Below are 24,966 nucleotides of genomic sequence, written 5' to 3' on the forward strand. Positions count from 1 at the left end.
CGCAGCAAGGCCCTTAAAGCCTAAAATCCAAGGCCTTCGCGGGCGATCAGGACGGCCGCGATCAGCGCCATCGCATACATGAATGGATAGAAGATTTTCGGCTGCATGCGCTTCACGCACCAGGCGCCGGCGAGGGTGGCAAGGGGCGCGAAGGGAAGCAGCGTGGCGGAGGCGGCGAGGTTCTGGGTGTCGAGCTGGCCGAGCGCGAAATAGGGGATCAGCTTGACCGCGTTGAGGATGGCGAAGAAGCGGGCGCTGGTGCCGGTATACTCGCGCGGCGGCATCTGCAGCGGCAGCACGTAGATCTGGAACGGCGCGCCGCCGGCGTGTGCGACGAAGCTGCCGTAACCGGAAAAGGTGCCCCAGAGCGCGGCGCGGACCGGCCGCTGGCCATGCGGCGGCACGATCTTTCCTCTGCCGGGGCCGAAGTTGTTCCAGAAATAGCGCAGGCAAAAGAGGATGGTGACGACGCCGATGACGACGCGCAAGACGCTGCCGGGAACCAGTGCTGAGGTGGCCCAGCCGAGCGCGATGCCGGCTAGCGCGCCCGGGAGCATGATCTTCAGCGTCGTCCAATCGCCATGCTTGCGCCAGATGACGAGCGATATCATGTCCATGAAGATCAGGATCGGCAGCAGGATGGCGGCGGCCTGCACGGGGGAGACGACGAGAGCCAGAAAAGGCAATCCAATCAGCGACAAGGCGTCGCCCATACCGCCCTTCGCGAGACCGACCAGAATGACGGCGGGAATGGCGGCGTAGTAAAATGACACGTCCATCGGCATGCTTTTGAAGTCCTCCCCTTGCCAGCCCGGTCTAACGGAATTACTCACACAAAACGAGTGCGGAGCTGCCGGCAAACGGCGAAATCCGCTGGAAATGGAAAGAGTTCATGAGCGAACCTGAAAACCGCTGCCGCCTGGTGCTGATCGTGCCCGATATCGCCGATGCCGACGAGCAGGCGAAAATCGTCGGCGATGCGCTGAAGGGCGGTGATGTCGCCTCGATCATCCTGCCGCAATACGGGCTTGGGGACGGCGAGTTTCAGAAACATGCCGAAAAGATCGTGCCGCTGGCGCAGAACGCGGGTGCCGCGGCATTGCTTGCCGGCGACAGCCGGGTCGTCGGCCGCACCAAGGCGGATGGCCTGCATATCACCGGCGGTGCCGCGGAGATTTCCGAGGCGGTCGAGAAATATGCCGACAAGCTGATCGTCGGCGGCGGCAATGCGGCCGACCGGCATCATGCGCTTGAGATCGGCGAGGAGCGCCCGGAGTATGTCTTCTTCGGCAAGCTGGAAGGCGACATCAAGCCGGAGGCGCATCCGAAGAACCTGGCGCTTGCCGAATGGTGGGCCTCGATGATCGAAATCCCGTGCATCGTCATGGGCGGCACCGATCCGGCCTCGGCGCTTGCCGTTGCCGAGAGCGGGGCGGAATTCGTGGCCATGCGTCTTGCCGTTTTCGGCGAGCCGGCGCGCGCGGCCCTTGTCGTTGCCGAAATCAACGCACTTCTTGACGAAAAAGCGCCACGGTTTGAGGGTTGATATCGCCCTCATGCCCATGCTGACACGCCATTTGCGCCTTTCTCTTCTTGCCGCCGCCACATGTGTGGCGGTTTTCGCGCATGGCGCATCGGCCCAGCAGGTCCACAATATGGTCACGCGACCGCTTACCGGCGCGCCTGAGACATTGAAATCAGGCCGCGCCCAACCGGATGGGGTAACACCGTCCACCGGTGTCGGCGTGTTCGATCGCATGGGCGCGAAGCTGCCTGATTTGCCAGCCGAGAAGGACTATCACGGCAAGGTCGATGACGCCTATGGCGCCTACCAGCGCGGCTACTATCTGACGGCGATGGGGATTGCGCTGCCTCGCGCGCAGCTTGGCGATGCGGCGGCGCAGACGCTCATGGGCGAACTGCTGGCCGATGGCCTCGGCGTCAAGCGCGACGCGAAGGCGGCTGCCTTCTGGTACGGGAAGGCCGCCGAGGGCGGTGATCCGGCGGCGATGTTCAAATACGCGCTCATCCTGATGGAAGGCCGCATCGTCAAGCGTGACAAGACGCTTGCCGACAACTACATGCGCAAGGCGGCGGAGGCCGGCAATGCGTCGGCCGAGTTCAACTGGGGGCAGATCCTGGTGGCCGACAATCCCGGCGACAAGGGTCTGAAGCTCGCCCTGCCATTCTACGAAAAATCGGCCGAGAAGGGCGTCGCCGACGCGCAATACGCGGTGGCGGAGATCTACTCGTCGCTGCCCGACCTGCCGCCCGAGAAGAAGCAGCTTGCCCGCGAATGGATGGCGCGCGCCGCGCATGCCGGTTTCGACACCGCGCAGCTCGATCTCGGCGTCTGGTTCGTCAACGGAACCAATGGCCCACGCGATTTCGAAAAGGGCTTTCAGTGGCTGAGAATCGCCGCCAATGACGGCAATGTGGTTGCGCAGAACAAGCTGGCGCATCTCTACATCAACGCGCTCGGCACGAAGCCGGATCCTGTCGAGGCTGCCAAGTGGTATGTGCTCTCGCGCCGTGCCGGTCTGCCCGACCCGGCGCTCGAGGATTTCTACCTCGGTATCGAGGAAGAGCAGCAGAAGGCGGGGATCGAAGCCGCCAACAAGTTCCGCCGCCTGCGCTGACCGCGCTCCAACGTTTTAGAAGAGCGCGTCCTCGAAAAGGTCTTCGTCGCTTGTCGCAGCATTTACCGGCTCTGGCTCGGCTGCTGCCGTCTCTTCGACCGCTGCGATGATGTCGCGGTGGACGTTGCGCTCCTGCACCATCGTATAAAGCTTGAAGATCTTTCGGTCGAGCGGGGCGATGGCCTCGGCCAAGTCAGAGATATCGGCGATCTCGGCGCCGGCGGCATCTTCCAGCGTATCGGCGCAGCCCGCCAGCACATCGCCGAGATCCTTCTGGAAATCCAGCGTTCCGATCAACAGGTTGATCTTGCCGGCGACCTCGCGGCCGTGTTCGGACAGTGTCTTCAGTTCGGCTTCCATCGTATCGGCGGCGGTGCGGATATCTGCAACGGCGGTCGTCAGGTTTTCGGCGAGACCGCCTGATGCCGTCTCGCTCGACGGGGCCACGCGGCCGGCTGCTTCCTCCAGCGCCGGCAGGCCGTTGACGATGGCGTCGGCGCTGTCATCCAGCTTGCCGGCGAAGATGCGCAGCTCGGCCGTGACGACGTTGATCGACTTGCCGGCTTCACCAAGCCGGCTGCAGCGCAGATTGGTGTTCAGCGCCATGTAATGGATGTCGGTCTTCACCGCCTTGATGTTGCCGATCGCTTCCAGAAGCTTGGCGGTGGTGTCGCGGGTCGACTGGCTGACCTGGTCGGCCTTGAGGGTGACGGCGTCGACCTGCTTGACGATCTCGTGCGCGGCCGAGACGCTGGATTCCAACGCGCGGATGAAGTTGCCCTGGCCGCCGCCGCTCATCTGGTCACGCAGCCGCAGGATCTCCTGCGTGTCGTGGCCGAAGCTGGCGATCGTCTTCACGACATTCTGGGAATCGCGGTGAAAATCGCGGCACATCTCGTTCATCTGCGCCGCCGTCAGGTGCTGGATGACGTTTTGCAGGCGCGCGCGGGCGTCGGCGTTCAGACCGCGGCTGTCCTCGCTGTCGAGGAACTCGTCGAGCAGAGTGAAGGTGCTCTGCACATGCTCGATGCGCTGCCGGGTGATGTCGCCGATCTGCAGCGCAGACAGGGTCGAGGCGACCTTGCTCTGTACGCCTCTGGCGACCGCGCCAACGTCGCGGGCGATGGCGCTCAGGTTCTGGCGGTGTTCGGCGATCTTGCGGGCGTCGCCGTCAAGCGCGCTTGCCACGGCGGGGACGGTGTCGGCGTAGCTCTTGGAGACGTCGGTGCCGAAGGTCAGCGCGAGCTTCACTTCCTTTTCCAGCTCCTCGATCCGGCCGGCGAAGCGGTTGACCTCATCGGTGCCGGAATAGATGCGTTCCAGAATTTCCTGGGCGAAGCCCGCGAACTCGGCAAGGCCGGCGCCGGTGATCTTCACGGTTACGGCGAAGGTGCGCAGGTAGCGCATGGTTTCCTGCATGTCGGAAACGTGCCGGCGCAGCGAATATCCTGTTTCGGCGAGCGACGAGAGCGCTTCGCGGCGGGACTTTTCGGCGGTCGGGAGATCGCTGAGGCTCTTGACCGTTGCGCGTAGTTCCGCGCCGGCATCACCATTCTCGCCGGCGTCCAGCGCCTTGGTGATGTTATCGAGCGAGCTCAACAATCGGTTGAGGACGTCCATGACCGAAAGCAGGACGGTACCGCCTTCGAGAAAGCGCTCCTCGACCTTGCTGCGCGCTGCTTCCAGTGTTTGGCTGATGGCTGATCCAGATGCCTGGAATGCAGTCACTGCCGATGTCGCCCCGTTCGTCATTTTATTGTCCTTTACTTAAAACCTCAGCAAGGTTCGGGACCATTTTTACGGGCATCATGGAAACGCGGAGTAAACACGCCAGACTCGTCAACGTTGTGCTTAACATAGCGTGAATTGCACGAGGCGCGTTTCGGAAAAGCGCTCACATTTTTAATAAGTATGTGAATTTATTTGATTTTATAAACATATTTGAATGCTAATTATTATTTCTCTCAGGTGATAATTCGGGGAGTCGGGACTCGTCTCAATTGCATTTCACTGCAACCTACTTTTACGTGTTGTTAAGCGTGTCGTGAGATTCCTCAACGGGTTGAAAAAGTATTTCTCCGCCCTAGGAGGCCGAAGTGAGTGTGCGTGAACAGTATTCTGAGTCTATATCCCTGCCGGAAGTTCTAACCATCAGGAATATCTCGGATATCTTCTCAAAAATTGCGTCTTTATTTAAGAATAACAGTTCCGTTGTTCTCGATATTCCCGAAAAAGCTGAGGCCGACTTGAGTTTTGTGCAGCTGATCGAAGCTGTTCGCCGGCACGCTGAAACCAACGACAAAGCGCTCGCACTCGCGGCTCCGGCCCGCGGTCAGGTCCTGAAGGTGCTGGAGCGCGCCGGCTTCGTGGAAGCCTTCAACAGCGAAGATACAAAATTCTGGTTGCATGAAGAGGTAAAGCCATGAGCGCCAACATTCTCACCGTCGACGATTCCGCAAGCATTCGACTGACGACCAAGGTCACGCTGACCAATGCGGGCTACACCGTCAGCGAGGCGGCCGATGGCGCGCAGGGCCTGGCGGCCGCGAAGGCCGGCAATTACGACCTGATCATCACCGATCTCAACATGCCTGTCATGGACGGCCTGACGATGATCGAGGAGCTGCGCAAGCTTCCGGAGCATACCGGCGTGCCGATCATCTTCCTCACCACCGAATCCGACGCCGACCTCAAGGCCCGCGCCAAGGCTGCCGGCGCCACCGGCTGGCTGACCAAGCCGTTCGATCCGGAAAACCTGGTCAAGATCGCCAGGAAGGTGCTCGGCAGATGAGCTCTCTCGATCCTGTAGCGGTCTTTCGCACAGAGGCGGCCGAATGCCTCGAAGCCATCGAGACGGGCCTTCTCGATCTGACGCACAAGCTCGACGACAAGGACGTCGTCGATGCCGTCTTCCGCGGCCTTCACACGCTGAAGGGCTCGGGCTCGATGTTCGGCTTCGATGCGCTGGCCGCCTTCACGCATCATTGCGAAACGGCATTCGACCGGGTTCGCAAGGGCGAGGTGCCGGCGACGGCCGAGCTTGTCGCCGCCGTGCTTGCCGCTCAGGATCACATGCGTGCTCTCGTCGATCGGCCGGATGCCGATCACGGTGACACCGGCCAGCGGCTGCTGGCCCAGCTTCAGGCCGCCGTCGGCGAGACATCGGGCGGCGTTGCTGCTCCTGCTGCTAAGCCGGCCCCGGTTGTTGCTCCCGCCGCTGCTGCCGCCAAGACCACCACCTGGCGCATCCGCTTCAGCCTGCCCTCGAATTCGATGGCGAACGGCACCAATCCGCTCGGCTTGCTCGATGAGCTGCGCGATCTCGGCGAATGCAGCGTCAAGGCCAACCTCTCCGCCATTCCTGTCCTCGACGAGATGGTTCCGACCGATCTCTACGTCACCTGGGATGTCGTTCTCACCAGCACGCAGGACCGCTCCGCGATCGACGACGTGTTCATCTTCGTCATGGACGACATGGAGCTTGAGGTCGAGGAGATCGCCGGTCCGGTGGCTGAGGAAGCCAAGGCGGAACCCGTCGCTGCCGTGGTAGAAGTGAAGGCCGAGCCAGTCGCCGCAGCGCCCGTCGCGGCTGCGCCCGCAGTTGCCTCCACACCGGAATTCAAGCCTGTCGAGGCGGTGCCCGCCAAGCGCGAGAGCGCAGCGCAGGCCGACCAGCGTCAGGCGAAGGCTGCCGAAAACGTTCGCGTTCCGGCCGAGCGTCTTGACGAACTGATGGACCGCGTCGGCGAGCTCGTCATCGCCCAGTCGCGCCTCAGCCAGCTGGCGAGCGCCAGCGCCGATATCGCGTTGCGCTCGGTGTCTGAAGAAATCGAGCGCCTGTCGGGCGAACTGCGCGACACGATGATGGTGCTTCGCATGGTGCCGGTCGCGACGCTGTTTTCACGCTTCCGCCGCCTCGTTCACGATCTCGCCCGCGAAACGGGCAAGGTGATCGAGCTGGTGACCGAGGGCGAAAGCACCGAGGTCGACAAGACCGTGATCGAGCGTCTCGCCGATCCGCTGGTTCATCTGGTGCGCAATTCGATCGACCACGGGCTGGAAACGCCGGCCGAGCGTCTGGCCGCGGGCAAGAGCGAAGCCGGCACGGTGACGCTGTCGGCGCGCCAGGCCGGCGGCGAGGTGATCATCTCGATCAAGGACGACGGCCGCGGCATCAACCGCGATCGGGTCCGCGCCAAGGCGGAATCCTCCGGCCTCATCGCGCCCGGCCAGCCGCTCACCGATTCCGAGCTGCTTCAGCTGATCTTCGCGCCGGGCTTCTCTACGGCTGCGGCGATCACCAATCTTTCCGGCCGCGGCGTCGGCATGGATGTGGTCAAGAAGACGGTCGAGGCGCTGCGTGGCGCTATCGATATCACCAGCCTCAATGGCCAGGGTTCGGAAGTGTCGCTGCGCATTCCGCTGACGCTTGCCATCATCGACGGCCTGCTCGTGCGGGTCGGCAATGGCAGCTACGTCATTCCGCTTTCCGCCGTCGAGGAATGCCTGGAGCTGTCGCTCGAAGAGGACCTGCGTTCACGCGGCCGCAGCTTCATCTCGCTGCGCGACAGCCTCGTGCCGTTCCTGAGGCTCCGCGATCTCTTCCGCACCGGCACCAAGCCCGACGTGCACCAGAAGGTCGTGGTCATCTCCACCGGCACGGAGCGTGTCGGCCTGGTCGTCGACCAGATCATCGGCGACCACCAGACGGTCATCAAGTCGATGTCGAAACTGCACAACGACGTGTCCACCTTCTCGGGCGCCACCATTCTCGGTGACGGCAGCGTCGCCCTCATTCTCGACGTCGGCCATCTCGTGGCCGCCGGTCAGCAACAGGAAACACAGATGCGGGTGGCAGGATGAGCGCGGCAGCCGAGAAGATCGACCATCATTGGAACTATGCCGACGAGGTTGAGGTCCTGACCTTCGACATGAATGGCGAGACCTTCGCGCTCGAGGCGGTGATCGTCCAGGAAATCCTGGACCTGCTGCCCGAGACGGCGGTGCCGGGCGCGCAGCCCTTCGTCGCCAGCGTCATCAATTTCCGCGGCAAGGTCATTCCGCTGGCGGACCTACGTCTGGCCTTCGGGATGGAGGGCACGGAAGCGACGATCGACAGCCGCATCATCGTCATCGAGGTCGATCTCGACGGCGAGGCGACGCTGGTCGGCCTGCGCACCGACAAGGTGAACGAGGTGACGACGCTGGCACGGGCAGCCAGCGAACCGCCACCGAGCGTCGGCATGCGCTGGCGCGCCGACTACATCAACTGCCTGGTGAAACGCGGGGGCGAGTTCATCATCCTGCCCAATCTGCAGGCACTGTTTTCTTCAAGACACGAGACATCGACCGCCGTTTAGGCTGCGTCATCTAGGGGTAAGGGGTTAGAGATGCGATTGACGATCAAGACGAAACTGGTGTCGGCGTTTGCCTTCATCATCCTCATGTTGCTGGGCACATCGACCTATTCGATCATCAGCCTCAGCGGCCTGAATGATTCCATTGGAGATGTACTCTCCGGTCCGGCCGCGCGGTTGGAACTGGCGCAGACCATCAATATCGGCCAGCTGGAAGCGATCCGCCAGCAGAAGAACCTGCTGATGGCCAAGGATGCGGCGGAAGTGAACAATTCCATCGCAAAGGGCGATGTCGGGCGCAAGGAATTCACGCAGGCGCTGGCTTCGGTGCTGAAGATCGCCACCGAACAGGGCCGCCCGCGTTGGGAACAGGTCTCGGAGCTTTCGAAGGCGTTCTTCCAGGCTGACGACCAGATCCGCGAATTCGTGAAGGCCGGCAACGCGGAAGCCGCCAACAACGTCTCCGTGACCACGGCACGCGCCGCGGCCAATCAGATCGATACGGCGCTTGCGGAAATCCTCAAGCTCGAGAAGGAGCGCATGAGCGTTGCCGATGATGACGCGGAAGCCAGCTACCAGGCGACTCGCCTGACGATGATCATTGCCGTCGCTGCTGCCTTCCTGTTTGCCGCCATCACCGCCTTCTGGATCGCCAGCACCATCTCCAAGGGCCTGAACCGCGCCAACAACGTGGTGCGCGAAGTCGCCGAGGGTGACCTCACCAAGATGGCCGAGATCACCAATCGCGACGAGATCGGCGAACTGCTTGGCAATGTCAACGTGATGATCGAGCGCCTGCGTGGCGTGGTCGGCGATGCGCTCTCTGCTTCGGAAAACGTCTCGGCCGGCAGCCAGGAACTCTCGGCGAGCTCCGAGCAGGTATCGCAGGGTGCGACCGAGCAGGCCGCATCGGCTGAAGAAGCTTCGGCTTCGATGGAAGAAATGGCCGCCAACATCAAGCAGAACGCTGATAACGCCGCCCAGACCGAGAAGATCGCTCGCCAGTCGGCCAAGGACGCGGAAGAAAGCGGCGCTGCCGTCAGCCGTGCCGTCGAAGCCATGCGCACCATCGCCGACAAGATCGTCATCGTGCAGGAAATCGCACGCCAGACCGATCTTCTGGCCCTCAACGCCGCCGTCGAGGCAGCGCGTGCCGGCGAACATGGCAAGGGCTTCGCGGTCGTTGCTTCGGAAGTGCGCAAGCTTGCGGAGCGCAGCCAGTCGGCAGCCGCCGAGATCAGCGCCATGTCGGGCGATACGGTCAAGGCCGCCAGCAATGCCGGCGACATGCTCGGCCGCCTGGTGCCTGACATTCGCAAGACCGCCGAGCTCGTCTCCGAGATCAGCGCCGCCTGCCGCGAGCAGGATATCGGTGCCGCCCAGATCAACGAGGCGATCCAGCAGCTCGACAAGGTGACCCAGCAGAACGCCGGCGCCTCCGAGCAGATGTCTGCAACCTCCGAAGAACTCGCGGCGCAGGCCGAGGAACTTCAGGCCTCGATCGCCTTCTTCAAGGTCGACGGCACGGGCAGCAAGGCCGCCTTCAAGAAGCCGGCTGTCAAGCCCGCCGCCAAGGCTCCTGCCGCACGGCCGACCGTGGCCAGCAACAAGAACGTCAACACCCGCTCGGTCGCCGCCCAGCAGGCGCGTGCCAAGGGCTTTGCTCTCGACATGTCGATGGGCGGTCCTGACGCCAGCGATGACGATTTCCGCGAAAGCGCGTGATTAGTGACCCCGTCGTGGCCGGATAGCCGGCCACGACATCAAGACTGCCAACGAATGGATCGTTGGAGGGCAGGGCGTGCGACAGCCGCCGGCCATGAGCGGATGCAAGCTCCCATCTTATTTCCGAAATCGCCTGGATGATCGGAATCCTCACAGATCGCCATCGCGGTTTCACCCAGCGATTTTCAAAGGCCGGAGTTTTCACATGCGCATTACGCTTAAGCTGAAACTTTCATTCGCATTCTCACTGCTGATTTTGCTGATCATCGGCTCCGTCGGTCTTGGCATCCACGGCCTGCAGTCGATGAACACGCTGCGCAACGAGCTCCTTGAAGGTCCGGTAGAGCAGGATCATTATGCCGGCAGCCTGACTGCCGCCTTTGATGGCCTCGGCCTTGCCGTGGGTGACCTGCTTGTCGCTGACAGGCCCGAATTCACGGCGCGGGCGAATGCCGCGATCGATACGGAACGCAAGGCATTCGAAAAGGCGCTCGACGAGGGCGAGCATGACGCGCCGCCGGAATTCAAGGATGAGTGGAAGCAGATTCGCGAGTTCTGGACCGGCTATGTCGTCTTGAACGACCGCATTCGCGGCCTCATCACCTCCGGCCAGAAAGAGATGGGCCTGCAGCTGAACGAGACCGATGGTGTCGCCGCGCGCCAGAAGCTCGATGGCATGACCGCCGCGCTGACGGCGCTGACGAAGCAGGCTGTCGCTGATGCCGATGCGGTGGGCGACAAGACCTATGACATGACCTTCATGATGCTGCTGGTCGTGGCGGGCGTTGCGCTTGTCATCGCCATCGGCGCGACCATCTGGATCGCAACGACGATCAGCTCGGGTCTGCGCAAGGTGAAGACGGTGGCTGACGCGGTGGCGATCGGCGATCTCAACCAGAACATTGAGATCAAGAGCAATGACGAGATCAAGGACCTTGTCGACACGATCAACGTGATGACCGCCAATCTGCGCCGGACGGCCGGAATTGCCGACCAGGTGGCGCAGGGCGACCTCTCCATCGATCCGCGCCCGCTTTCGGAGAAGGACGTGCTCGGCATCGCCATGAAGGACATGGTCACCAATCTGCGCGCCACGTCTGCCATCGCCGACCGCATCGCCAATGGCGACCTGACGGTTTCGCCGAAGCCGCTGTCGGACAAGGACACGCTCGGCATCGCGCTGGAGCAGATGGTCGAGCGGCTGCGTGGGGTCGTTGCCGATGCGCTTTCGGCTTCCGAGAATGTCTCCGCCGGCAGCCAGGAACTGTCCGCCAGCTCCGAGCAGGTGTCGCAGGGTGCCAGCGAACAGGCAGCGTCCGCCGAAGAGGCTTCGGCTTCGATGGAAGAGATGGCGGCCAACATCAAGCAGAACGCCGATAACGCCGCGCAGACCGAGAAGATCGCCCGCCAGTCGGCCAAGGATGCCGAGGAGAGTGGTGCGGCGGTTACCCGCGCCGTGATCGCCATGCGCACGATCGCCGACAAAATCGTCATCGTGCAGGAAATCGCTCGACAGACGGATCTCTTGGCACTCAATGCCGCCGTCGAGGCCGCGCGTGCCGGCGAGCATGGCAAGGGTTTTGCGGTCGTGGCTTCCGAAGTGCGCAAGCTTGCCGAGCGCAGCCAGTCCGCTGCCGCCGAAATCAGCGCCATGTCTGGCGATACGGTGAAGGTTGCCAGCGAAGCGGGCGACATGCTTGGCCGGCTGGTGCCCGATATCCGCAAGACGGCCGAGCTCGTTTCCGAGATCAGCGCCGCCTGCCGCGAACAGGATATCGGCGCATCGCAGATCAACGAGGCGATCCAGCAGCTCGACAAGGTAACCCAGCAGAACGCCGGCGCCTCCGAGCAGATGTCGGCGACCTCGGAAGAGCTTGCGGCGCAGGCCGAGGAGCTTCAGGCCTCGATCGCCTTCTTCAAGGTCGACATGTCGGGCATGCGCGCAGGTGTGCGGACCGTTGCGGCCAAGCCCGCCGCGACACGGTCTGCCCAGGCCGGCGCCACCCGCCCGACGGCGGCCGGCAACAAGAATTTCAGTGCCCGCTCGGTCTCGGCCCAGCAGGCACGCGCCAAGGGGTTTGCTCTCGACATGTCGATGGGTGGCCCTGACGCCGGCGACGATGACTTTCTCGAAAGCGCTTGATCGGCGCTCTCGTCTAACGCCTGGAGCCGGTGGCTCCAGGTAACGGCCAACGAATGACGCGTTGGATGCGGCCACGGCGGCAGAATCCGTGGTGCAAGGGTAAATGCTCGCTCTTCCCATCATGATGCAAAATCCTTCCCTCAGTGGCGCGAATTAAGGCTCGCGGTTCCGAGGGAACTACTCAAATCCAATGCCCTGGAGCATACCCATGCGCTTTACGATCAAGTTGAAACTTGGCCTTGCCTTTGGCCTCATCATTCTCATGACATGCGGAATGGCAGGACTTGCCATCTCCAGCCTTTCCGGCCTGAACGTCGCCATCACCGATATCGTTCAGGGACCGGCCGCCAACCTGAAGAACTCCAGCGACCTCTCGGATTCGGTCTACAAGTCCGTGCGCGCCGAGAAGAACGTCATCCTCAACGAAGATGCATCGCAGATTCAGAGCTACGTCCAGGAAGTACAGTCTGCCCGCACGGACATTCAGGTACTGCTGACGCAGCTGGACCACGAAACGAATTCCGCCGTTGTCGCCAAGGTCGCGGAATTCCGCCAGGCCTATCCGCAGTGGCTGCAGATGCAGGACAAGATCCTCGATTTCGGTCGCCAGAACACCGCCGAATCCAACAAGCAGGCGGCCTCGCTTTCGATGGGCGAGGGTGCGAAGGTCACCGGCGTCCTGCTGACGGCGCTTGGTGGGCTGAATGATGCGATTGCCGCCGATCTCTCCAACACCGACCAGCTGACCAACACCCAATACAACGACTCCAAGATGCTGCTCATCGCGATTGTCGTCGGTGTTCTGCTCTTCTCGGCTGTCGTCGCCCTGTGGATCTCGCTCAGCATTTCCCGCGGCCTGAAGCGCGCCGTCAACCTGGCCGACGCTGTCAGCATTGGCGACCTCAATCAGGAGATCGACCACAAGAGCAACGACGAAATTCGCGATCTTGTGAACTCGATGTCGGTCATGACCGCAAACCTGCGCAACACGGCCAACATCGCCACGCAGATTTCGAACGGCGACCTGACCGTCGCGCCGAAGCCGCTGTCGGACAAGGATACGCTTGGTCTGGCGCTGGAGCAGATGGTCGAGCGCCTGCGCGGCGTCGTTGCCGATGCGATCGCAGCCGCTGAAAACGTCTCGGCTGGCAGCCAGGAACTGTCGGCGAGCTCCGAGCAGGTGTCGCAGGGGGCCACCGAGCAGGCAGCATCCGCCGAAGAAGCCTCTGCTTCGATGGAAGAGATGGCTGCCAACATCAAGCAGAACGCCGATAACGCCGCCCAGACCGAGAAGATCGCTCGCCAGTCCGCCAAGGATGCCGAGGCTTCCGGTGACGCGGTGACCCGCGCCGTCGAGGCAATGCGCACGATTGCCGAGAAGATCGGCATCGTCCAGGAAATCGCTCGCCAGACCGACCTGCTGGCGCTGAACGCCGCCGTCGAGGCAGCGCGTGCCGGCGAGCATGGCAAGGGTTTCGCAGTTGTTGCTTCCGAAGTACGCAAGCTTGCAGAACGCAGCCAGTCGGCAGCGGCTGAAATCAGCGCCATGTCGGGCGATACCGTCAAGGCCGCCAGCGAAGCCGGCGACATGCTTGGTCGTCTGGTTCCCGACATCCGCAAGACCGCGGAACTGGTCTCCGAAATCAGCGCGGCTTGCCGCGAACAGGATATCGGCGCCTCGCAGATCAACGAAGCGATCCAGCAGCTCGACAAGGTGACCCAGCAGAACGCCGGCGCATCGGAAGAGATGTCGGCCACCTCCGAAGAACTGGCGAGCCAGGCGGAAGAACTGCAGACCTCGATCGCCTTCTTCAAGGTTGACATGGCCGGCAGCCGCGACAGCCGCAAGCCCGCCGCCCGCATCAGCGTTCGCAGCCCGGCACCCGCAGCCAGCCGCAAGCCTGCATCCAAGCCGGTGGCCAACTCGGTCTCGGCGCAGCAGGCGCGCGCCAAGGGCTTCGCACTCGACATGGCCATGGGCGGACCCGATGACGGCGACGCCGATTTCAAGGAAAGCGCATAATATGGCAACCACCTCCCAGGAAGCGCAGTTCGTCACCTTCAGCCTCGGCGAGGAAATCTTCGCCGTGCCGGTGGAGGTGGTTCGCGAGATCCTCGACTATGCCGAGGCCTTCAAGATCCCTAATGGTCCCGACTATCTCCTTGGCCTGCGCGACGTGCGCGGCCAGGGCGTCCCGACCATCGATCTCAGGCTGAAGCTCGGCATGTCGAAGACGGTGCCCACGTCGCACACGCGGGTGCTTGTCCTCGATATCCCTATGGAGAGCCGGCTTCTCACGCTCGGCCTCGTCGCCGACCGGGTCTTCGAGGTCACGCCGTTCAGGCGAGACCAGATCGAGGCGGCGCCTGACATCGGCGTGCGCTGGCGCTCGGATTACATTTCCGGCGTCGTGCGCCGGGAAACCGGCTTCGTCGTCATCGTCGATCTCGCGCGGCTTCTGTCGCGCGAGGATGCCTCCGCCCTGCAATCGGCCGCCTGAGCGGACACGCTGGAGTATTTTGACTTATGAGCATGGCTGCCGTTGAGACCCAGATGGTGGGCGACAGGATCAGCAAGCGGAATTTCGAGAAGCTTGCACAGTTCATCTATGACTATAGCGGCATCAAGATGCCGCCGACGAAGCTGACGATGCTTGAGGGCCGGCTTCGCCGCCGGCTGCGGGCAACGCAGCACGCGACCTTCGACGACTATTGCGACTTCCTGTTTCACGACGACGGGTTGGAGCAGGAGACGGTCTATCTGATCGACGCGGTGACGACGAACAAGACCGATTTCTTCCGCGAGGCGCGCCACTTCGAATATATGCAGCAGGTGGCGCTTCCCGCACTCGTCTCGAGCGGCGTCCGCACGATCCGCACCTGGAGCTCCGCCTGCTCCACGGGGGCCGAGCCTTATACGATGGCCATGGTGCTGGAAGAGTTCGTCGCCGACCGGCGCGACCTCAACTACAGCATTCTCGCGACCGATCTCAGCACCGACGTGCTGGCGACGGCGCGGCGCGGCATCTATTCCGAGGATCTGGTGCATCCGGTGCCGCGCGAGCTGCAGCGGAAATATGTGATGGTGGCCAAGCAGAAGGATCGCCGCGAGGTTCGCATCTCGGCCGATCTGCGCAGCCGCGTCGGTTTCGCGCGCATGAACCTGATGGACGAGAATTATCCTGTCGGCGAGGGGATGCACATGATCTTCTGCCGCAACGTGCTGATCTACTTCGACAAGCCGACGCAATCAGGCGTTCTGAAGCGCTTGTGCGCGCGGCTTCTGCCGGGTGGCTACATGTTCATCGGCCACTCCGAATCCATCACCGGTATCGACCTGCCCCTGAAGCAGGTTTCCAACACCGTGTTCCAGCGCATCTAGGTCAAAGAGCATATGGGCAAGAAGATCCGCGTTCTCGTCATCGACGATTCCGCAAGCGTTCGCCAGACGCTCGTTCGCGTGCTGCAGGAAGATCCCGATATCGAGATCATGGGGGTCGCGACCGATCCCTTCATGGCGGCGAAGAAGATCCAGGAAGAGATCCCTGACGTCATCACGCTGGATGTCGAGATGCCGCGCATGGATGGTATCACCTTCCTGCGCAAGCTGATGTCGCAGCGCCCGATCCCCGTCGTCATGTGCTCGTCGCTGACGGAGGCGGGGTCGGAAACGCTGATGCAGGCGCTGGAGGCCGGCGCCGTCGACGTGATCCTGAAATCGAAGATCGGCGCTGCCGACAGTCTGGCCGACGATGCGGTCCGCATCCGCGAGGCGGTGAAAAGCGCCTCGCATGCGCGCCTCGGCAATGTCAGACGCAACGTCAACAGCCTGCGGCCCGGCGCGCCGATGCCGGCGCAGAAGCTGACGGCGGATGCGATGCTGCCACCGCCGACCGGGAAAGCCATGGCGAAGACGACGGAGATGGTGGTCTGCGTGGGCGCATCGACCGGTGGAACGGAGGCGCTGCGCGAGTTTCTGGAGGCGCTGCCGGCCAATGCACCTGGCATCGTCATCGTCCAGCACATGCCGGAGAAATTCACCGCCGCCTTCGCCAAGCGGCTGAACAGCCTGTGCGAGGTCGAGGTCAAGGAGGCCGTTGATGGCGATCCCGTGCTGCGCGGCCATGTGCTGATCGCGCCCGGCGACAGCCACATGCTGCTCGAGCGGCGCGGCGCGCGCTATCACGTTGCGGTCAAGAGCGGCCCGCTGGTCTCGCGCCACCGGCCATCGGTCGATGTGTTGTTCCGCTCGGCGGCGCGTTCGGCCGGCTCCAACGCCATGGGCATCATCATGACCGGGATGGGCGATGATGGCGCCAAGGGCATGCTCGAGATGCACCAGGCCGGCGCCTACACGGTGGCGCAGGACGAGGCGACCTCCGTGGTCTTCGGCATGCCGAAGGAGGCGATCGCCAAGGGCGGGGTGGACCGTATCCTGCCGCTGGAGCAGATCGCCCGCGAGGTTCTGATCACGCAGCAGAAGTTCTGAGGTGCTGCAATAAACAGATGAAAGCCGGCGGCGTGCGAGCACCGCCGGCTTTTTGCGTTCAGGCGAGATAGCCGCCGTCGATGGTGAGCGCGGAGCCGGTGACGAAGGATGCTTCGGGGCTGGCGAGATAGGCTGCAAGGCTGGCGATCTCGCTGTCCTCGCCCATGCGGCCCAGCGCCATCAGCGGCGACAGGTGCTCCTCCGTGCCCGGCGCGCCGTTCATGTCGGTGGCCGTTGGTCCCGGCTGGATGGTGTTGACGGTGATCCCGCGCGGGCCCAGATCGCGCGCCAGGCCGCGAGTCATCGACGCGATCGCGCCCTTGGTCATGCTGTAGACCGAGGATGTTGGAAAGCCGATGCGGTCGGCAACGACGCTGCCGATATTGATGATGCGACCGCCTGCCTGCATGTGCCTTGCCGCTGCCTGGGTGCCGACGAAGACGGCGCGGACGTTGACCGCGAACATGCGGTCGAAATCTTCCAGCGCGAATTCATCGAGTGGGGCGAGCATCAGGATGCCGGCATTGTTGACGAGGATGTCGAGCGCGCCGAAGCGGCCGATTGTGGTGGCGACGGCATTGCGCACGGCTTCGGGATCGGCGCTGTCCGCCTTGATCGCCAGCGCCTTGCCGCCTTTGGCTTCGATCTCCGTGGTCAGCGCCTTCGCCCGGTCATCGCTGCTGGCATAGGTGAAGGCCACGGCCGCGCCGTCTTGTGCCAACCTGCGGACGATCGCCGCGCCGATGCCGCGCGAGCCGCCGGTGACGAGGGCGACCTTGTCGGTGAGAGAGTGAGACATTTTAAATTTCCTTTCTGGTTTCTGGATCATTCAGTCTAGAATTGGGCGTAGAAAAACGACGCGGTCTTGCGGTGGGCCTAGCGGAGGCTGCGGATGGCCATGCGGGCGATGCCGCGAAGGGTTTCGGGGGAGGCGCCGTTGCGGGCGCTGACTTTCATGCCTGATAGGGTCGCGCCGAGGAAGTGGACGGCCTCGTCGGGGTTGATGTCGGATGCGATGCCGCCGCTCTTGCGGCCGTCTTCGATGATCGTCTTCAGCGCCGTGGACAGGGCGCGAGACGCTGTGTCAGTCAGCGTGGCGATCTCAAGATCGGTGCGGCCGAACTCGCAGACGGCGCTGACGCCGAGGCAGCCGCGGCTGGCTTCCGACGCTGGCCGCGAGGCGAAGGCGACGAGCGCACCCTCCAGCGCTTCGACAGGCGATGCCTGGCGCTTCAGGTCGTCGATCAATCTCGCTGTGCTGTCGGCGTTGTAGCGCTGCAAGGCTTCCAGATAGAGGCCACGCTTGTCGCCGAAGGTATCGTACATGCTCTGGCGGCTGATCTTCATTGCCGTCAGCAACTGATCCGTCGACGTGCCTTCATAGCCGTGCTCGGAGAACACGTTGATGGCGGCGCCAAGCGCCAGGTCGCGATCGAATTCCTTGTGTCTTGCCATGGGGGAGATATAGGAATTACAGACTGATCTGTCCAGAATTAATTTGCAGCCTTCCTGCGATTCAATGCAGCCATGCGGCGGCGCTCTTGAAATTTCCCCGATTTTGTGGTCTTGAAGCCGCCAATCTTATAAAGCGCAGCTTCTACCGGCGATCAGGGACTATCCCCGCCCTGACAACGCGCACCTATTTAGCCCAAGGAAAACCGCCCACATGGCCCGTTCAGCTCTTCTCAATGTCATGGTTCAGGCTGCCCTCAAGGCAGGAAAATCGCTGGGGCGTGATTTCGGCGAAGTGCAGAACCTGCAGGTCTCGGTCAAGGGACCGGGCGATTTCGTCTCGTCCGCCGACCGCAAGGCCGAGAAGATCGTGCGCGAAGAGCTTCTGAAGGCACGCCCGACCTATGGCTTCCTCGGCGAGGAAGGCGAAGAGATCAAGGGCACCGACGGCGCGCACCGCTGGATCGTCGATCCGCTCGACGGCACCACCAACTTCCTGCACGGCATTCCGATGTTCGCCGTGTCGATCGCGCTCGAGCGCAACAACGAGATCGTTGCCGGCGTCATCTTCAACCCGGCGACCGACGAGCTCTACACCACCGAGCGCGGCGGCGGCGCCTTCCTCAACGATCGCCGCCTGCGCGTCGGCGCGCGCCGCGTGCTGTCGGATTCGGTCGTCGCCTGCGGCGTTCCGCATCTCGGCCGTGGCAACCACGGCAAGTTCCTTGTCGAACTCCGGCACGTCATGGGCGAAGTCGCCGGTGTCCGCGGCATGGGTTCAGCCTCGCTCGACCTCGCTTATGTCGCGGCCGGCCGTTTCGACGGTTTGTGGGAAACCGACCTTTCGGCCTGGGATATCGCGGCCGGCATCCTGCTCATCCGCGAAGCCGGTGGGTATGTCAGCGACTGGGATGGCGGCAACTCGATTCTCGAGACCGGCAACGTCGTGGCCGGCAACGAGTACATCCAGAAGGCGCTGATGGAAGTTGCCAAGCGTCCTGTGCCCAGCCGGTAAGTCTTTGTTATAAAGACAGGCTTTTTCGTTCCGCATACTTCAATTCGGCACAATGATGATCTAGTCTCCGGCTGTGATGAGGCCGGAGGCTGCGGAATCTATGGAAAATGTGAATGTGGCGGAGTTCGGCTCGACCGAAAAAACCACGGGAAATTACAGCTATAAGCTATCCAGCCCGATGCCCTTTCTGTGGACGATGGTGCTGTTCCTCGTCATCGTCGGGTTCATAGCATCCATCCTGTTCCGCCAGGCGCAGACGGCCTTCATGCACAATCCGGGGCTGAACGGCCTGATTCTCGGCGTTCTCGGCATCGGCATCATCCTTGTCTTCAGCCATGTGCTGTCGCTTCGGCCCGAGGTGCGCTGGTTCAATTCGTTCCGCGCCGCCGGCAGCGCCGACAAGGTGAACCGTAACCCGAAGCTCCTCGCACCGATGCGCACGCTGATCGGCAGCCGCACCTCCTCGGCCGCCGGCATCTCGACCACGGCCTTCCGCTCCATTCTCGATTCGATCGCCAACCGCCTGGACGAATCCCGCGACGTCTCGCGCTACCTGATCGGTCTCCTCGTCTTCCTCGGCCTGCTCGGCACCTTCTGGGGCCTGATCGGTACGATCGGCTCGATCAGTTCGGTTATCCAGTCGCTGGATGCCGGCACGAGCGGGTCTTCCGATGTTCTGACCTCGCTGAAAGAGGGGCTATCGCAGCCGCTTTCGGGCATGGGACAGGCGTTCTCGTCGTCGCTGCTTGGTCTTTCCGGCTCGCTCATCCTCGGTTTCCTCGACCTGCAGGCCGGCCGCGCGCAGAACCGCTTCTATACCGAGCTGGAAAACTGGCTGTCGTCGGTGACCGATGTCGGCTCCGACCTTGCCGCTCCCGTGATCGACACCAAGGGCGGCGTTTCGCCCGAAGAGATCCGCGCGCTGTCTGAATACATGCAGAAGGTCTCGGAAGAGGGCGGCGGCAGCCAGCGCTCGGTCGCGGCCATGGCCAATCTCGCCGAGGGTATCCAGGGGCTGGTCAAGAACATGCGCAACGAGCAGCAGATGCTGCGCGACTGGATCGAGGCGCAGCAGGACGAGGCGAAGGCGATGCGCCGCACGCTCGACAGGTTGGCCGAGCGGATCGGCGCGCAGGAAAAGCATGCGTCTTCCGAGCGCCCCCGCATGCCGCAGACCGAAAAGAGCGAGGGCAAGTAAGCCATGGCTCTTGCCCGCAACCGTCGCCGCGAACGCACGGTCGACTACTGGCCCGGCTTCGTCGACGCGCTGTCGACGCTTCTGATCGCGGTGATGTTCCTGCTCACGGTGTTCGTCGTCGGGCAGTTTATTCTCAGCCGCGAAATATCCGGCCGCGACGAGGTGATGAACCGGCTGAACAGCCAGATCAACGAACTGACGCAGCTCTTGGCGCTCGAAAAGGGCAGCAAGCAGGATCTGGAGGACAGCGTCGCCAATCTGCAGGCGTCGCTTGCGACCGCCGAGGGCGAACGCTCGCGGCTGCAGTCGCTGCTTTCGGCCGGCTCCGGCGGCCAGGACGCGGCGCAGCAGCGGATCGGTTCGCTCACCAAGGAGCTCGACGAGCAGAAACAGATGAGTGACCGGGCGATGAGCCAGGTGGAACTGCTCAATCAGCAGATCGCGGCGCTGCGCAACCAGATCGCCGCCGTCGAGGTGGCGTTGCAGGCCTCCGAGCAGAAGGACCAGCAGTCGCAGACGAAGATCGCCGATCTCGGCCGCCGCCTCAACGTCGCTTTGGCTGCACGCGTGCAGGAGCTCAACCGTTACCGCTCGGACTTCTTCGGGCGCTTGCGCGAAATCCTGTCGGACCGCGAGAATATCCGCATCGTCGGCGATCGTTTCGTGTTCCAGTCGGAAGTGCTCTTCCCCTCCGGTGGCGCCGATCTCAATCCCGACGGACAGACGGAGATGGCGAAGCTCGCGGCAGCGCTGCTCGACGTCGCCAAGGAAATTCCACCGGAGATCAACTGGGTGCTGCGCGTCGACGGCCACACCGACAACGTCCCGCTCGCCGGCACCGGCCGCTTCGCCGACAACTGGCAGCTGTCTTCGGCGCGCGCGATCTCGGTGGTCAAGTTCCTGATCGCGCAGGGCGTGCCGGCCGACCGACTGGTGGCCGCAGGCTTCGGCGAGTATCAGCCGATCGCGCCTGGCGATACGCCAGAGGCACGGGCGACCAACCGACGGATCGAGTTGAAGCTGACGGAGAAGTGACGGGGTAGGGGTGCTTGCGCAAGTAACGGCGCGGCATCGCGCAACCGTTTATGGCCCAGCAACACAAAAGAAAAAGGCGGCGCCCTGAGGTGCCGCCTTTGATGTATCAGGCGTCAGCCGCCTTGGTGGTGTCGTCGACGACGGCGCCGGGAGCGTTTTTCTTGATGGATTCGATCGCGCTCAGCGCCGACGCCTTGGCCTTGTAGCCCTCGGAGCCGAACATCGCTTCGCCGTTCGATGCCTTGAAACGGAAACGGAATTCGCCTGCCTTGTCCTTATAAACTTCGAACTTATACATCGATTGTCTCCCGGAATCAGGATGTTGTTTAAATCTGCAAGCGCAGCCTAAAACAAAAAATCCAATTATTCCATCGGGAAGACCATTGATGTCGGTAGTGTTATTTCACCGCTGCAAGCAGCTCCTCGGCACCAGCATCGAACTGCAGCCGGGCCAGCTTAGCGTAGATGCCGCCGTGGCGCACGAGGCTCTGGTGGGTGCCTTCCTCGACGACGCGGCCCTGGTCGAGGACCAGAATGCGGTCGGCCTTGAGGACTGTTGCGAGGCGGTGGGCGATAATCAGGGTGGTGCGGCCTTCCATGAGTCCATCAAGGGCGCGCTGGACGAGCGTTTCGCTTTCGGCATCGAGTGCCGAGGTGGCTTCGTCGAGGAGCAGGATCGGTGCGTTCTTCAGGATGGCGCGGGCGATGGCGATGCGCTGGCGCTGGCCGCCCGACAGCATGATGCCGCGTTCGCCGACCGTGGTGTCGTAGCCCTCACCGAGCCGGGCGATGAACTCGTCGGCCTGGGCGGCGATGGCGGCGGCGCGGACTTCCTCGCGCGTGGCGCTGGGGCGGCCAAAGGCGATGTTGTCATGGATGGATGCGGCGAAGATGGTGACGTCCTGGGGGACGATGGCGATGCGCTTGCGCAGGCCGTCGGTGTCGGTCTGGCGCGCATCGACGCCATCGATCATGACGGCGCCCTGCTGCGGATCGTAGAAGCGCAGCAGCAGCGAGAAGATGGTGGTCTTGCCGGCGCCTGAGGGTCCGACGATGGCGACGGTCTCACCCGGCTTGACCGCGAAGCTCAGGCCATGCAGCGCCGATGTGTCGGGGCGCGATGGGTAGGCGAAGTGTACGTCTGTGAACTCGACGCGGCCGAGGCTCGGGTCGGGCAGGGCGGTCGGGTTGGCTGGCGTTACGATCGGCGAGACTTCGTCGAGCAGTTCGGTCAGGCGGTCGGCGGCGCCGGCCGCCTGCGACAGCTCGCCCCAGACTTCCGAGAGCGCGCCGAGCGAGCCGGCGGCGATGACAGAGTAAAGCAGGAACTGGCCGAGCGTGCCGGCAGACAGCGTGCCCTCGAGCACATTGTGCGCGCCGACCCAGAGGACGGCGACGACGCTGCCGAAGATCAGCGTGATGGCGATGCCCGTGAGAAGCGAGCGCGAGCGGATGGCAGCGCGGGCGGCGGTGAAGGCTGCTTCGACAGCTGCTCCATAGCGGTTTGCCGCAGCGGTCTCGCCACCGAAGGCCTGGACGGTGCGGGTGGCGGCGATGGTTTCGTTGGCGAAGGCGGATGCCTCGGCCAGCGTGTCCTGTGCCGCGCGCGAGCGCTTGCGCACCGAGCGGCCGAAGGCGACCAGCGGGAAGACGATGAGCGGTATGGCCAACAGCACGAGGCTGGCGAGCTTCGGCGATGTGACGACCATCATCACGATGGCGCCGAGACACAGGATCATGTTGCGCAGCGCGACCGAGGCGGTGGCGCCGACGGCGGACTTGATCTGCGTGGTATCGGCGGTCAGCCGCGAGACGATCTCGCCGGACTGGTTGACGTCGAAGAAGGAGGCGGACAGCCGCGTCACGTGGGCGAAGACGTCGCGGCGGAGATCCGAGACGATGCGCTCGCCAAGCGTGATGACGAAGAAGTATCGCAGCGCGCTCGATATGGCGAGAACGACCGCCATGACCATGAGCATGACGAAGTAGCTGTTGATGAAGCGGCCGTCGGAGTGGCTGAAGCCGTGGTCGATCATGCGGCGGACGGCAAGGGGAAGCGCCAACGAGGTGACGGCGGCGAGCGCCAGCGAGAAGAGGGCGCCGGTGACGAGGCCACGATAACGCATGACGTAAGGCGTCAGCCTGCCGAGAGGTTTCAGCGAGCGGGACTTTTTCTTCTCGGTCTGCATTGCGTCTGTCAATTCAATCTCCAGCAGCCCTCAACACCGTGCAACACGGTCGATGGCTCTTGTTATCCTAATGGCCTTCATGTATAGGCACCGCATCCTAATGGGAAGCCGTAGCCAGTAGCGACTGCGGCTTCATTTATTCAATCGGTCCTCTTGTCGCAACGTGGTGCGTCAAATGGACGTGACATCGCAGGAAGATTGTTATGAAGGCTGAAATCCATCCCGACTACCACACCATCAAGGTAGTCATGACCGACGGCACCGAATACGAAACCCGCTCGACCTGGGGCTCTGAAGGCGCTGTAATGAACCTCGAAATCGATTCCAAGTCGCACCCGGCCTGGACGGGCGGCAACCAGCAGCTCATGGACCGCGGTGGCCGCGTTTCCAAGTTCAACAAGCGTTTCGGCGGCCTCGGCCTCTAATCGCTGCTGTTGCACTGATTTCGAAGGAGCCCTGCGAAAGCGGGGCTTTTTTGCGTTTGGGCCATGCTTGAGCTGAAAGCCGATTAGCGGCTGAGGGCCAGACAACAAAAAACCGGCCGCGCAGGGAACGCAGCCGGTTTATGCAGTCTACTTTGAATGGATCAGTTGTTGCCGAAGGCCGTCTGCAGCAGGCTGAGCTGGGCCTGTACGCTGTTCTGGTTGTCGGGAACGATCGCTGCCTCGTTCGGGCGATAGATTTCGCGGTCGAGCAGGGCGACGCGGTTCTGCAGGCGCAGCGAGCGTTCGATCAGGTCGCGGAAGGCTTCCGGCAGGTCGCCCCAGCCCGGTGCGTTGCGGTCGACATTGAAGCCGTCGAGGCGAACCTTGTTCTTTTCGGCCAGAACCTGATCGCGCGACATTTCGCCATTGTTGACGGCGCGCTGCAGGAGGAGCCAGGAGGCCATCTGCATCAGGCGGGTGGTGAGGCGCATGGATTCCGCTGCGTAGAGAACCGATGCCATGCGCGGCAGAACCTTGGATGCGGTGCGGCCATTGCCATCCAGATAGGCGGCGGTCTCTTCGACCAGCGACATGCCCTCGGAGTACAATGTCTTAAACTGCGACGATGCGGCAGCGCGTCCTGCAAAACTGATCGTGTTCAATCCAAGCTCTGACATTTAAAGGGTCCCTGTTGCACGCATCTACTTATTGATCAGGTAACGCAGGCCGGTCCCAAAAGGTTTCACCGGTCAGCCTTAATGACTTTAAAGATGGTAGTTTTAGCCTAATAGCGCAAGGCGTTTCTTAATAAAGGGTTAACTTCCACAGTTTCGTGGTTTTCGTCCCCAGCCAATGCGAAAAAGGAGAGCCGCAAAAGCGGCTCTCAAGGTAAAACAGGGAGAAAAATCAGACCAATTCACCGCATGGGAAACTGTCTGAGATCCAGAGCAAGTCCGGATGAGCACATCAATACATTAGAAAGCTTAACGCCTCATTAAGTGTGTGCCGAATTAACACTTGCGCGGCGGCTATAAATCAAATCCGGGGTTTTTCCGGCTCACGATTTGAAGAGGTTTTCTGCAGCCAATCTTCCCGATGTCTTGCGCGCCGCTTCGGCCTCGATCCGCGAAATCTCGGCCTTGAGCATGTCGATACGGTCCTTGAGTTCGTCCACCGACATCATCGAGAGGTCCATGCCGATCTCGTGATTCGGTTTCTTCTGCGGCCGGTCGTCATCCACGCTCATGTTCGGTCCTCCGTCCTCGTGTCGGCGGGCAAGCGCCCGGCCGTCTCCGCATT

Annotated in this window: 24 protein-coding genes; 16 read left to right on the top strand and 8 right to left on the bottom strand. The window is 62.6% G+C overall.

What is annotated here, in order from left to right; genetic code table 11:
* Positions 1 to 20 precede the first annotated feature (20 nt).
* Positions 21 to 785 carry a sulfite exporter TauE/SafE family protein gene (locus QTL96_RS26390; RefSeq protein WP_289729796.1) on the bottom strand — a complete coding sequence of 255 codons (765 nt, stop codon included), beginning with the start codon at positions 783 to 785 and terminating at the stop codon, positions 21 to 23.
* 107 nt (positions 786 to 892) lie between these two features.
* On the opposite strand from QTL96_RS26390, the gene QTL96_RS26395 reads away from it, so the two are divergent.
* A complete protein-coding gene (locus QTL96_RS26395; protein WP_018899703.1) occupies positions 893 to 1,546 on the top strand; it encodes a thiamine phosphate synthase in 654 nt (217 codons plus the stop codon).
* Between the two features lie 10 nt (positions 1,547 to 1,556).
* Complete coding sequence (locus QTL96_RS26400) at positions 1,557 to 2,639, top strand: tetratricopeptide repeat protein (RefSeq protein ID WP_289729797.1); 1,083 nt, start codon at positions 1,557 to 1,559, stop codon at positions 2,637 to 2,639.
* A gap of 15 nt (positions 2,640 to 2,654) precedes the next feature.
* On the opposite strand, the gene QTL96_RS26405 is transcribed toward QTL96_RS26400, so the two are convergent.
* Positions 2,655 to 4,391 carry a chemotaxis protein gene (locus tag QTL96_RS26405; protein ID WP_289729798.1) on the bottom strand — a complete coding sequence of 579 codons (1,737 nt, stop codon included), beginning with the start codon at positions 4,389 to 4,391 and terminating at the stop codon, positions 2,655 to 2,657.
* A gap of 344 nt (positions 4,392 to 4,735) precedes the next feature.
* Here QTL96_RS26405 and QTL96_RS26410 point away from each other — a divergent pair, with 344 nt between their 5' ends.
* The 10 genes from QTL96_RS26410 (at position 4,736) to QTL96_RS26455 (ending at position 16,353) form a co-directional block, all read left to right on the top strand.
* Positions 4,736 to 5,065, top strand: a complete 330-nt coding sequence (locus tag QTL96_RS26410) for an STAS domain-containing protein (RefSeq protein WP_018899700.1) — start codon at positions 4,736 to 4,738, stop codon at positions 5,063 to 5,065.
* Positions 5,062 to 5,430, top strand: a complete 369-nt coding sequence (locus tag QTL96_RS26415; protein WP_018899699.1) for a response regulator — start codon at positions 5,062 to 5,064, stop codon at positions 5,428 to 5,430. The genes QTL96_RS26410 and QTL96_RS26415 overlap by 4 nt, the downstream gene beginning before the upstream one ends.
* The gene (locus tag QTL96_RS26420; RefSeq protein WP_289729799.1) at positions 5,427 to 7,502 is read left to right on the top strand and encodes a chemotaxis protein CheA; all 2,076 of its coding nucleotides are present in this window, start codon (positions 5,427 to 5,429) and stop codon (positions 7,500 to 7,502) included. The genes QTL96_RS26415 and QTL96_RS26420 overlap by 4 nt, the downstream gene beginning before the upstream one ends.
* Positions 7,499 to 7,999, top strand: a complete 501-nt coding sequence (locus QTL96_RS26425) for a chemotaxis protein CheW (RefSeq protein WP_113011455.1) — start codon at positions 7,499 to 7,501, stop codon at positions 7,997 to 7,999. The genes QTL96_RS26420 and QTL96_RS26425 overlap by 4 nt, the downstream gene beginning before the upstream one ends.
* A gap of 30 nt (positions 8,000 to 8,029) precedes the next feature.
* On the top strand, positions 8,030 to 9,721 hold the full coding sequence (locus QTL96_RS26430; RefSeq protein WP_289729800.1) for a methyl-accepting chemotaxis protein: 1,692 nt from the start codon (positions 8,030 to 8,032) through the stop codon (positions 9,719 to 9,721).
* Between the two features lie 205 nt (positions 9,722 to 9,926).
* Positions 9,927 to 11,864 (top strand): methyl-accepting chemotaxis protein, encoded by a 1,938-nt coding sequence (locus QTL96_RS26435; RefSeq protein WP_289729801.1) that lies wholly within the window; start codon positions 9,927 to 9,929, stop codon positions 11,862 to 11,864.
* A gap of 208 nt (positions 11,865 to 12,072) precedes the next feature.
* A complete protein-coding gene (locus tag QTL96_RS26440; protein WP_289729802.1) occupies positions 12,073 to 13,887 on the top strand; it encodes a methyl-accepting chemotaxis protein in 1,815 nt (604 codons plus the stop codon).
* A 1-nt stretch (position 13,888) separates the two neighbouring features.
* Positions 13,889 to 14,365: a chemotaxis protein CheW gene (locus QTL96_RS26445; RefSeq protein ID WP_111563342.1), complete on the top strand. Its 477-nt coding sequence runs from the start codon at positions 13,889 to 13,891 to the stop codon at positions 14,363 to 14,365.
* A gap of 26 nt (positions 14,366 to 14,391) precedes the next feature.
* Positions 14,392 to 15,246 carry a CheR family methyltransferase gene (locus tag QTL96_RS26450; protein ID WP_047509420.1) on the top strand — a complete coding sequence of 285 codons (855 nt, stop codon included), beginning with the start codon at positions 14,392 to 14,394 and terminating at the stop codon, positions 15,244 to 15,246.
* Positions 15,247 to 15,258: 12 nt separating this feature from the next.
* On the top strand, positions 15,259 to 16,353 hold the full coding sequence (locus QTL96_RS26455) for a chemotaxis response regulator protein-glutamate methylesterase (protein WP_047509418.1): 1,095 nt from the start codon (positions 15,259 to 15,261) through the stop codon (positions 16,351 to 16,353).
* Between the two features lie 58 nt (positions 16,354 to 16,411).
* Here the strand turns inward: QTL96_RS26455 and QTL96_RS26460 are convergent, their stop codons facing one another.
* Together QTL96_RS26460 and QTL96_RS26465 are read right to left on the bottom strand one after the other, a co-directional pair.
* Positions 16,412 to 17,152: a 3-oxoacyl-ACP reductase family protein gene (locus tag QTL96_RS26460; RefSeq protein WP_289729803.1), complete on the bottom strand. Its 741-nt coding sequence runs from the start codon at positions 17,150 to 17,152 to the stop codon at positions 16,412 to 16,414.
* 77 nt (positions 17,153 to 17,229) lie between these two features.
* Positions 17,230 to 17,808, bottom strand: a complete 579-nt coding sequence (locus QTL96_RS26465) for a TetR/AcrR family transcriptional regulator (RefSeq protein ID WP_289729804.1) — start codon at positions 17,806 to 17,808, stop codon at positions 17,230 to 17,232.
* 211 nt (positions 17,809 to 18,019) lie between these two features.
* Between QTL96_RS26465 and QTL96_RS26470 the strand changes: the two genes are divergently transcribed.
* From QTL96_RS26470 to QTL96_RS26480, 3 genes are all read left to right on the top strand, one after another.
* Entirely contained in the window at positions 18,020 to 18,820 is an 801-nt protein-coding gene (locus tag QTL96_RS26470) for an inositol monophosphatase family protein (protein WP_289729805.1), read from the top strand.
* Between the two features lie 100 nt (positions 18,821 to 18,920).
* The gene (locus tag QTL96_RS26475) at positions 18,921 to 20,018 is read left to right on the top strand and encodes a flagellar motor protein MotA (protein ID WP_289729806.1); all 1,098 of its coding nucleotides are present in this window, start codon (positions 18,921 to 18,923) and stop codon (positions 20,016 to 20,018) included.
* A gap of 3 nt (positions 20,019 to 20,021) precedes the next feature.
* The gene (locus QTL96_RS26480) at positions 20,022 to 21,053 is read left to right on the top strand and encodes a peptidoglycan -binding protein (protein WP_018899686.1); all 1,032 of its coding nucleotides are present in this window, start codon (positions 20,022 to 20,024) and stop codon (positions 21,051 to 21,053) included.
* A 106-nt stretch (positions 21,054 to 21,159) separates the two neighbouring features.
* On the opposite strand, the gene QTL96_RS26485 is transcribed toward QTL96_RS26480, so the two are convergent.
* Positions 21,160 to 21,351, bottom strand: coding sequence for a YegP family protein (locus tag QTL96_RS26485; RefSeq protein ID WP_047509410.1), 192 nt, complete (start codon positions 21,349 to 21,351; stop codon positions 21,160 to 21,162).
* Between the two features lie 100 nt (positions 21,352 to 21,451).
* Positions 21,452 to 23,242: an ABC transporter transmembrane domain-containing protein gene (locus tag QTL96_RS26490; protein WP_289729856.1), complete on the bottom strand. Its 1,791-nt coding sequence runs from the start codon at positions 23,240 to 23,242 to the stop codon at positions 21,452 to 21,454.
* A gap of 203 nt (positions 23,243 to 23,445) precedes the next feature.
* Between QTL96_RS26490 and rpmE the strand changes: the two genes are divergently transcribed.
* The gene (rpmE, locus tag QTL96_RS26495) at positions 23,446 to 23,667 is read left to right on the top strand and encodes a 50S ribosomal protein L31 (protein ID WP_037182697.1); all 222 of its coding nucleotides are present in this window, start codon (positions 23,446 to 23,448) and stop codon (positions 23,665 to 23,667) included.
* 161 nt (positions 23,668 to 23,828) lie between these two features.
* Here rpmE and QTL96_RS26500 read toward each other — a convergent pair whose 3' ends face one another.
* Entirely contained in the window at positions 23,829 to 24,344 is a 516-nt protein-coding gene (locus QTL96_RS26500) for a DUF1465 family protein (protein WP_026283232.1), read from the bottom strand.
* A 380-nt stretch (positions 24,345 to 24,724) separates the two neighbouring features.
* Positions 24,725 to 24,913 carry a DUF1192 domain-containing protein gene (locus QTL96_RS26505; protein WP_289729807.1) on the bottom strand — a complete coding sequence of 63 codons (189 nt, stop codon included), beginning with the start codon at positions 24,911 to 24,913 and terminating at the stop codon, positions 24,725 to 24,727.
* Between the last annotated feature and the right edge of the window lie 53 nt (positions 24,914 to 24,966).

It is taken from the genome of Rhizobium sp. S163 (genome assembly GCF_030380805.1).
Classification (GTDB): domain Bacteria; phylum Pseudomonadota; class Alphaproteobacteria; order Rhizobiales; family Rhizobiaceae; genus Rhizobium.

What these genes read in the sequence shown, in the direction of transcription:
- QTL96_RS26390 (WP_289729796.1), bottom strand. Translation starts at nt 785, where the DNA reads ATGCCGATGGACGTGTCATTTTACTACGCCGCCATTCCCGCCGTCATT.
- QTL96_RS26395 (WP_018899703.1), top strand. Translation starts at nt 893, where the DNA reads ATGAGCGAACCTGAAAACCGCTGCCGCCTGGTGCTGATCGTGCCCGAT.
- QTL96_RS26400 (WP_289729797.1), top strand. Translation starts at nt 1,557, where the DNA reads ATGCCCATGCTGACACGCCATTTGCGCCTTTCTCTTCTTGCCGCCGCC.
- QTL96_RS26405 (WP_289729798.1), bottom strand. Translation starts at nt 4,391, where the DNA reads ATGACGAACGGGGCGACATCGGCAGTGACTGCATTCCAGGCATCTGGA.
- QTL96_RS26415 (WP_018899699.1), top strand. Translation starts at nt 5,062, where the DNA reads ATGAGCGCCAACATTCTCACCGTCGACGATTCCGCAAGCATTCGACTG.
- QTL96_RS26420 (WP_289729799.1), top strand. Translation starts at nt 5,427, where the DNA reads ATGAGCTCTCTCGATCCTGTAGCGGTCTTTCGCACAGAGGCGGCCGAA.
- QTL96_RS26425 (WP_113011455.1), top strand. Translation starts at nt 7,499, where the DNA reads ATGAGCGCGGCAGCCGAGAAGATCGACCATCATTGGAACTATGCCGAC.
- QTL96_RS26430 (WP_289729800.1), top strand. Translation starts at nt 8,030, where the DNA reads ATGCGATTGACGATCAAGACGAAACTGGTGTCGGCGTTTGCCTTCATC.
- QTL96_RS26435 (WP_289729801.1), top strand. Translation starts at nt 9,927, where the DNA reads ATGCGCATTACGCTTAAGCTGAAACTTTCATTCGCATTCTCACTGCTG.
- QTL96_RS26440 (WP_289729802.1), top strand. Translation starts at nt 12,073, where the DNA reads ATGCGCTTTACGATCAAGTTGAAACTTGGCCTTGCCTTTGGCCTCATC.
- QTL96_RS26445 (WP_111563342.1), top strand. Translation starts at nt 13,889, where the DNA reads ATGGCAACCACCTCCCAGGAAGCGCAGTTCGTCACCTTCAGCCTCGGC.
- QTL96_RS26450 (WP_047509420.1), top strand. Translation starts at nt 14,392, where the DNA reads ATGAGCATGGCTGCCGTTGAGACCCAGATGGTGGGCGACAGGATCAGC.
- QTL96_RS26455 (WP_047509418.1), top strand. Translation starts at nt 15,259, where the DNA reads ATGGGCAAGAAGATCCGCGTTCTCGTCATCGACGATTCCGCAAGCGTT.
- QTL96_RS26460 (WP_289729803.1), bottom strand. Translation starts at nt 17,152, where the DNA reads ATGTCTCACTCTCTCACCGACAAGGTCGCCCTCGTCACCGGCGGCTCG.
- QTL96_RS26465 (WP_289729804.1), bottom strand. Translation starts at nt 17,808, where the DNA reads ATGGCAAGACACAAGGAATTCGATCGCGACCTGGCGCTTGGCGCCGCC.
- QTL96_RS26470 (WP_289729805.1), top strand. Translation starts at nt 18,020, where the DNA reads ATGGCCCGTTCAGCTCTTCTCAATGTCATGGTTCAGGCTGCCCTCAAG.
- QTL96_RS26475 (WP_289729806.1), top strand. Translation starts at nt 18,921, where the DNA reads ATGGAAAATGTGAATGTGGCGGAGTTCGGCTCGACCGAAAAAACCACG.
- QTL96_RS26480 (WP_018899686.1), top strand. Translation starts at nt 20,022, where the DNA reads ATGGCTCTTGCCCGCAACCGTCGCCGCGAACGCACGGTCGACTACTGG.
- QTL96_RS26485 (WP_047509410.1), bottom strand. Translation starts at nt 21,351, where the DNA reads ATGTATAAGTTCGAAGTTTATAAGGACAAGGCAGGCGAATTCCGTTTC.
- QTL96_RS26490 (WP_289729856.1), bottom strand. Translation starts at nt 23,242, where the DNA reads ATGCAGACCGAGAAGAAAAAGTCCCGCTCGCTGAAACCTCTCGGCAGG.
- rpmE (WP_037182697.1), top strand. Translation starts at nt 23,446, where the DNA reads ATGAAGGCTGAAATCCATCCCGACTACCACACCATCAAGGTAGTCATG.
- QTL96_RS26500 (WP_026283232.1), bottom strand. Translation starts at nt 24,344, where the DNA reads ATGTCAGAGCTTGGATTGAACACGATCAGTTTTGCAGGACGCGCTGCC.
- QTL96_RS26505 (WP_289729807.1), bottom strand. Translation starts at nt 24,913, where the DNA reads ATGAGCGTGGATGACGACCGGCCGCAGAAGAAACCGAATCACGAGATC.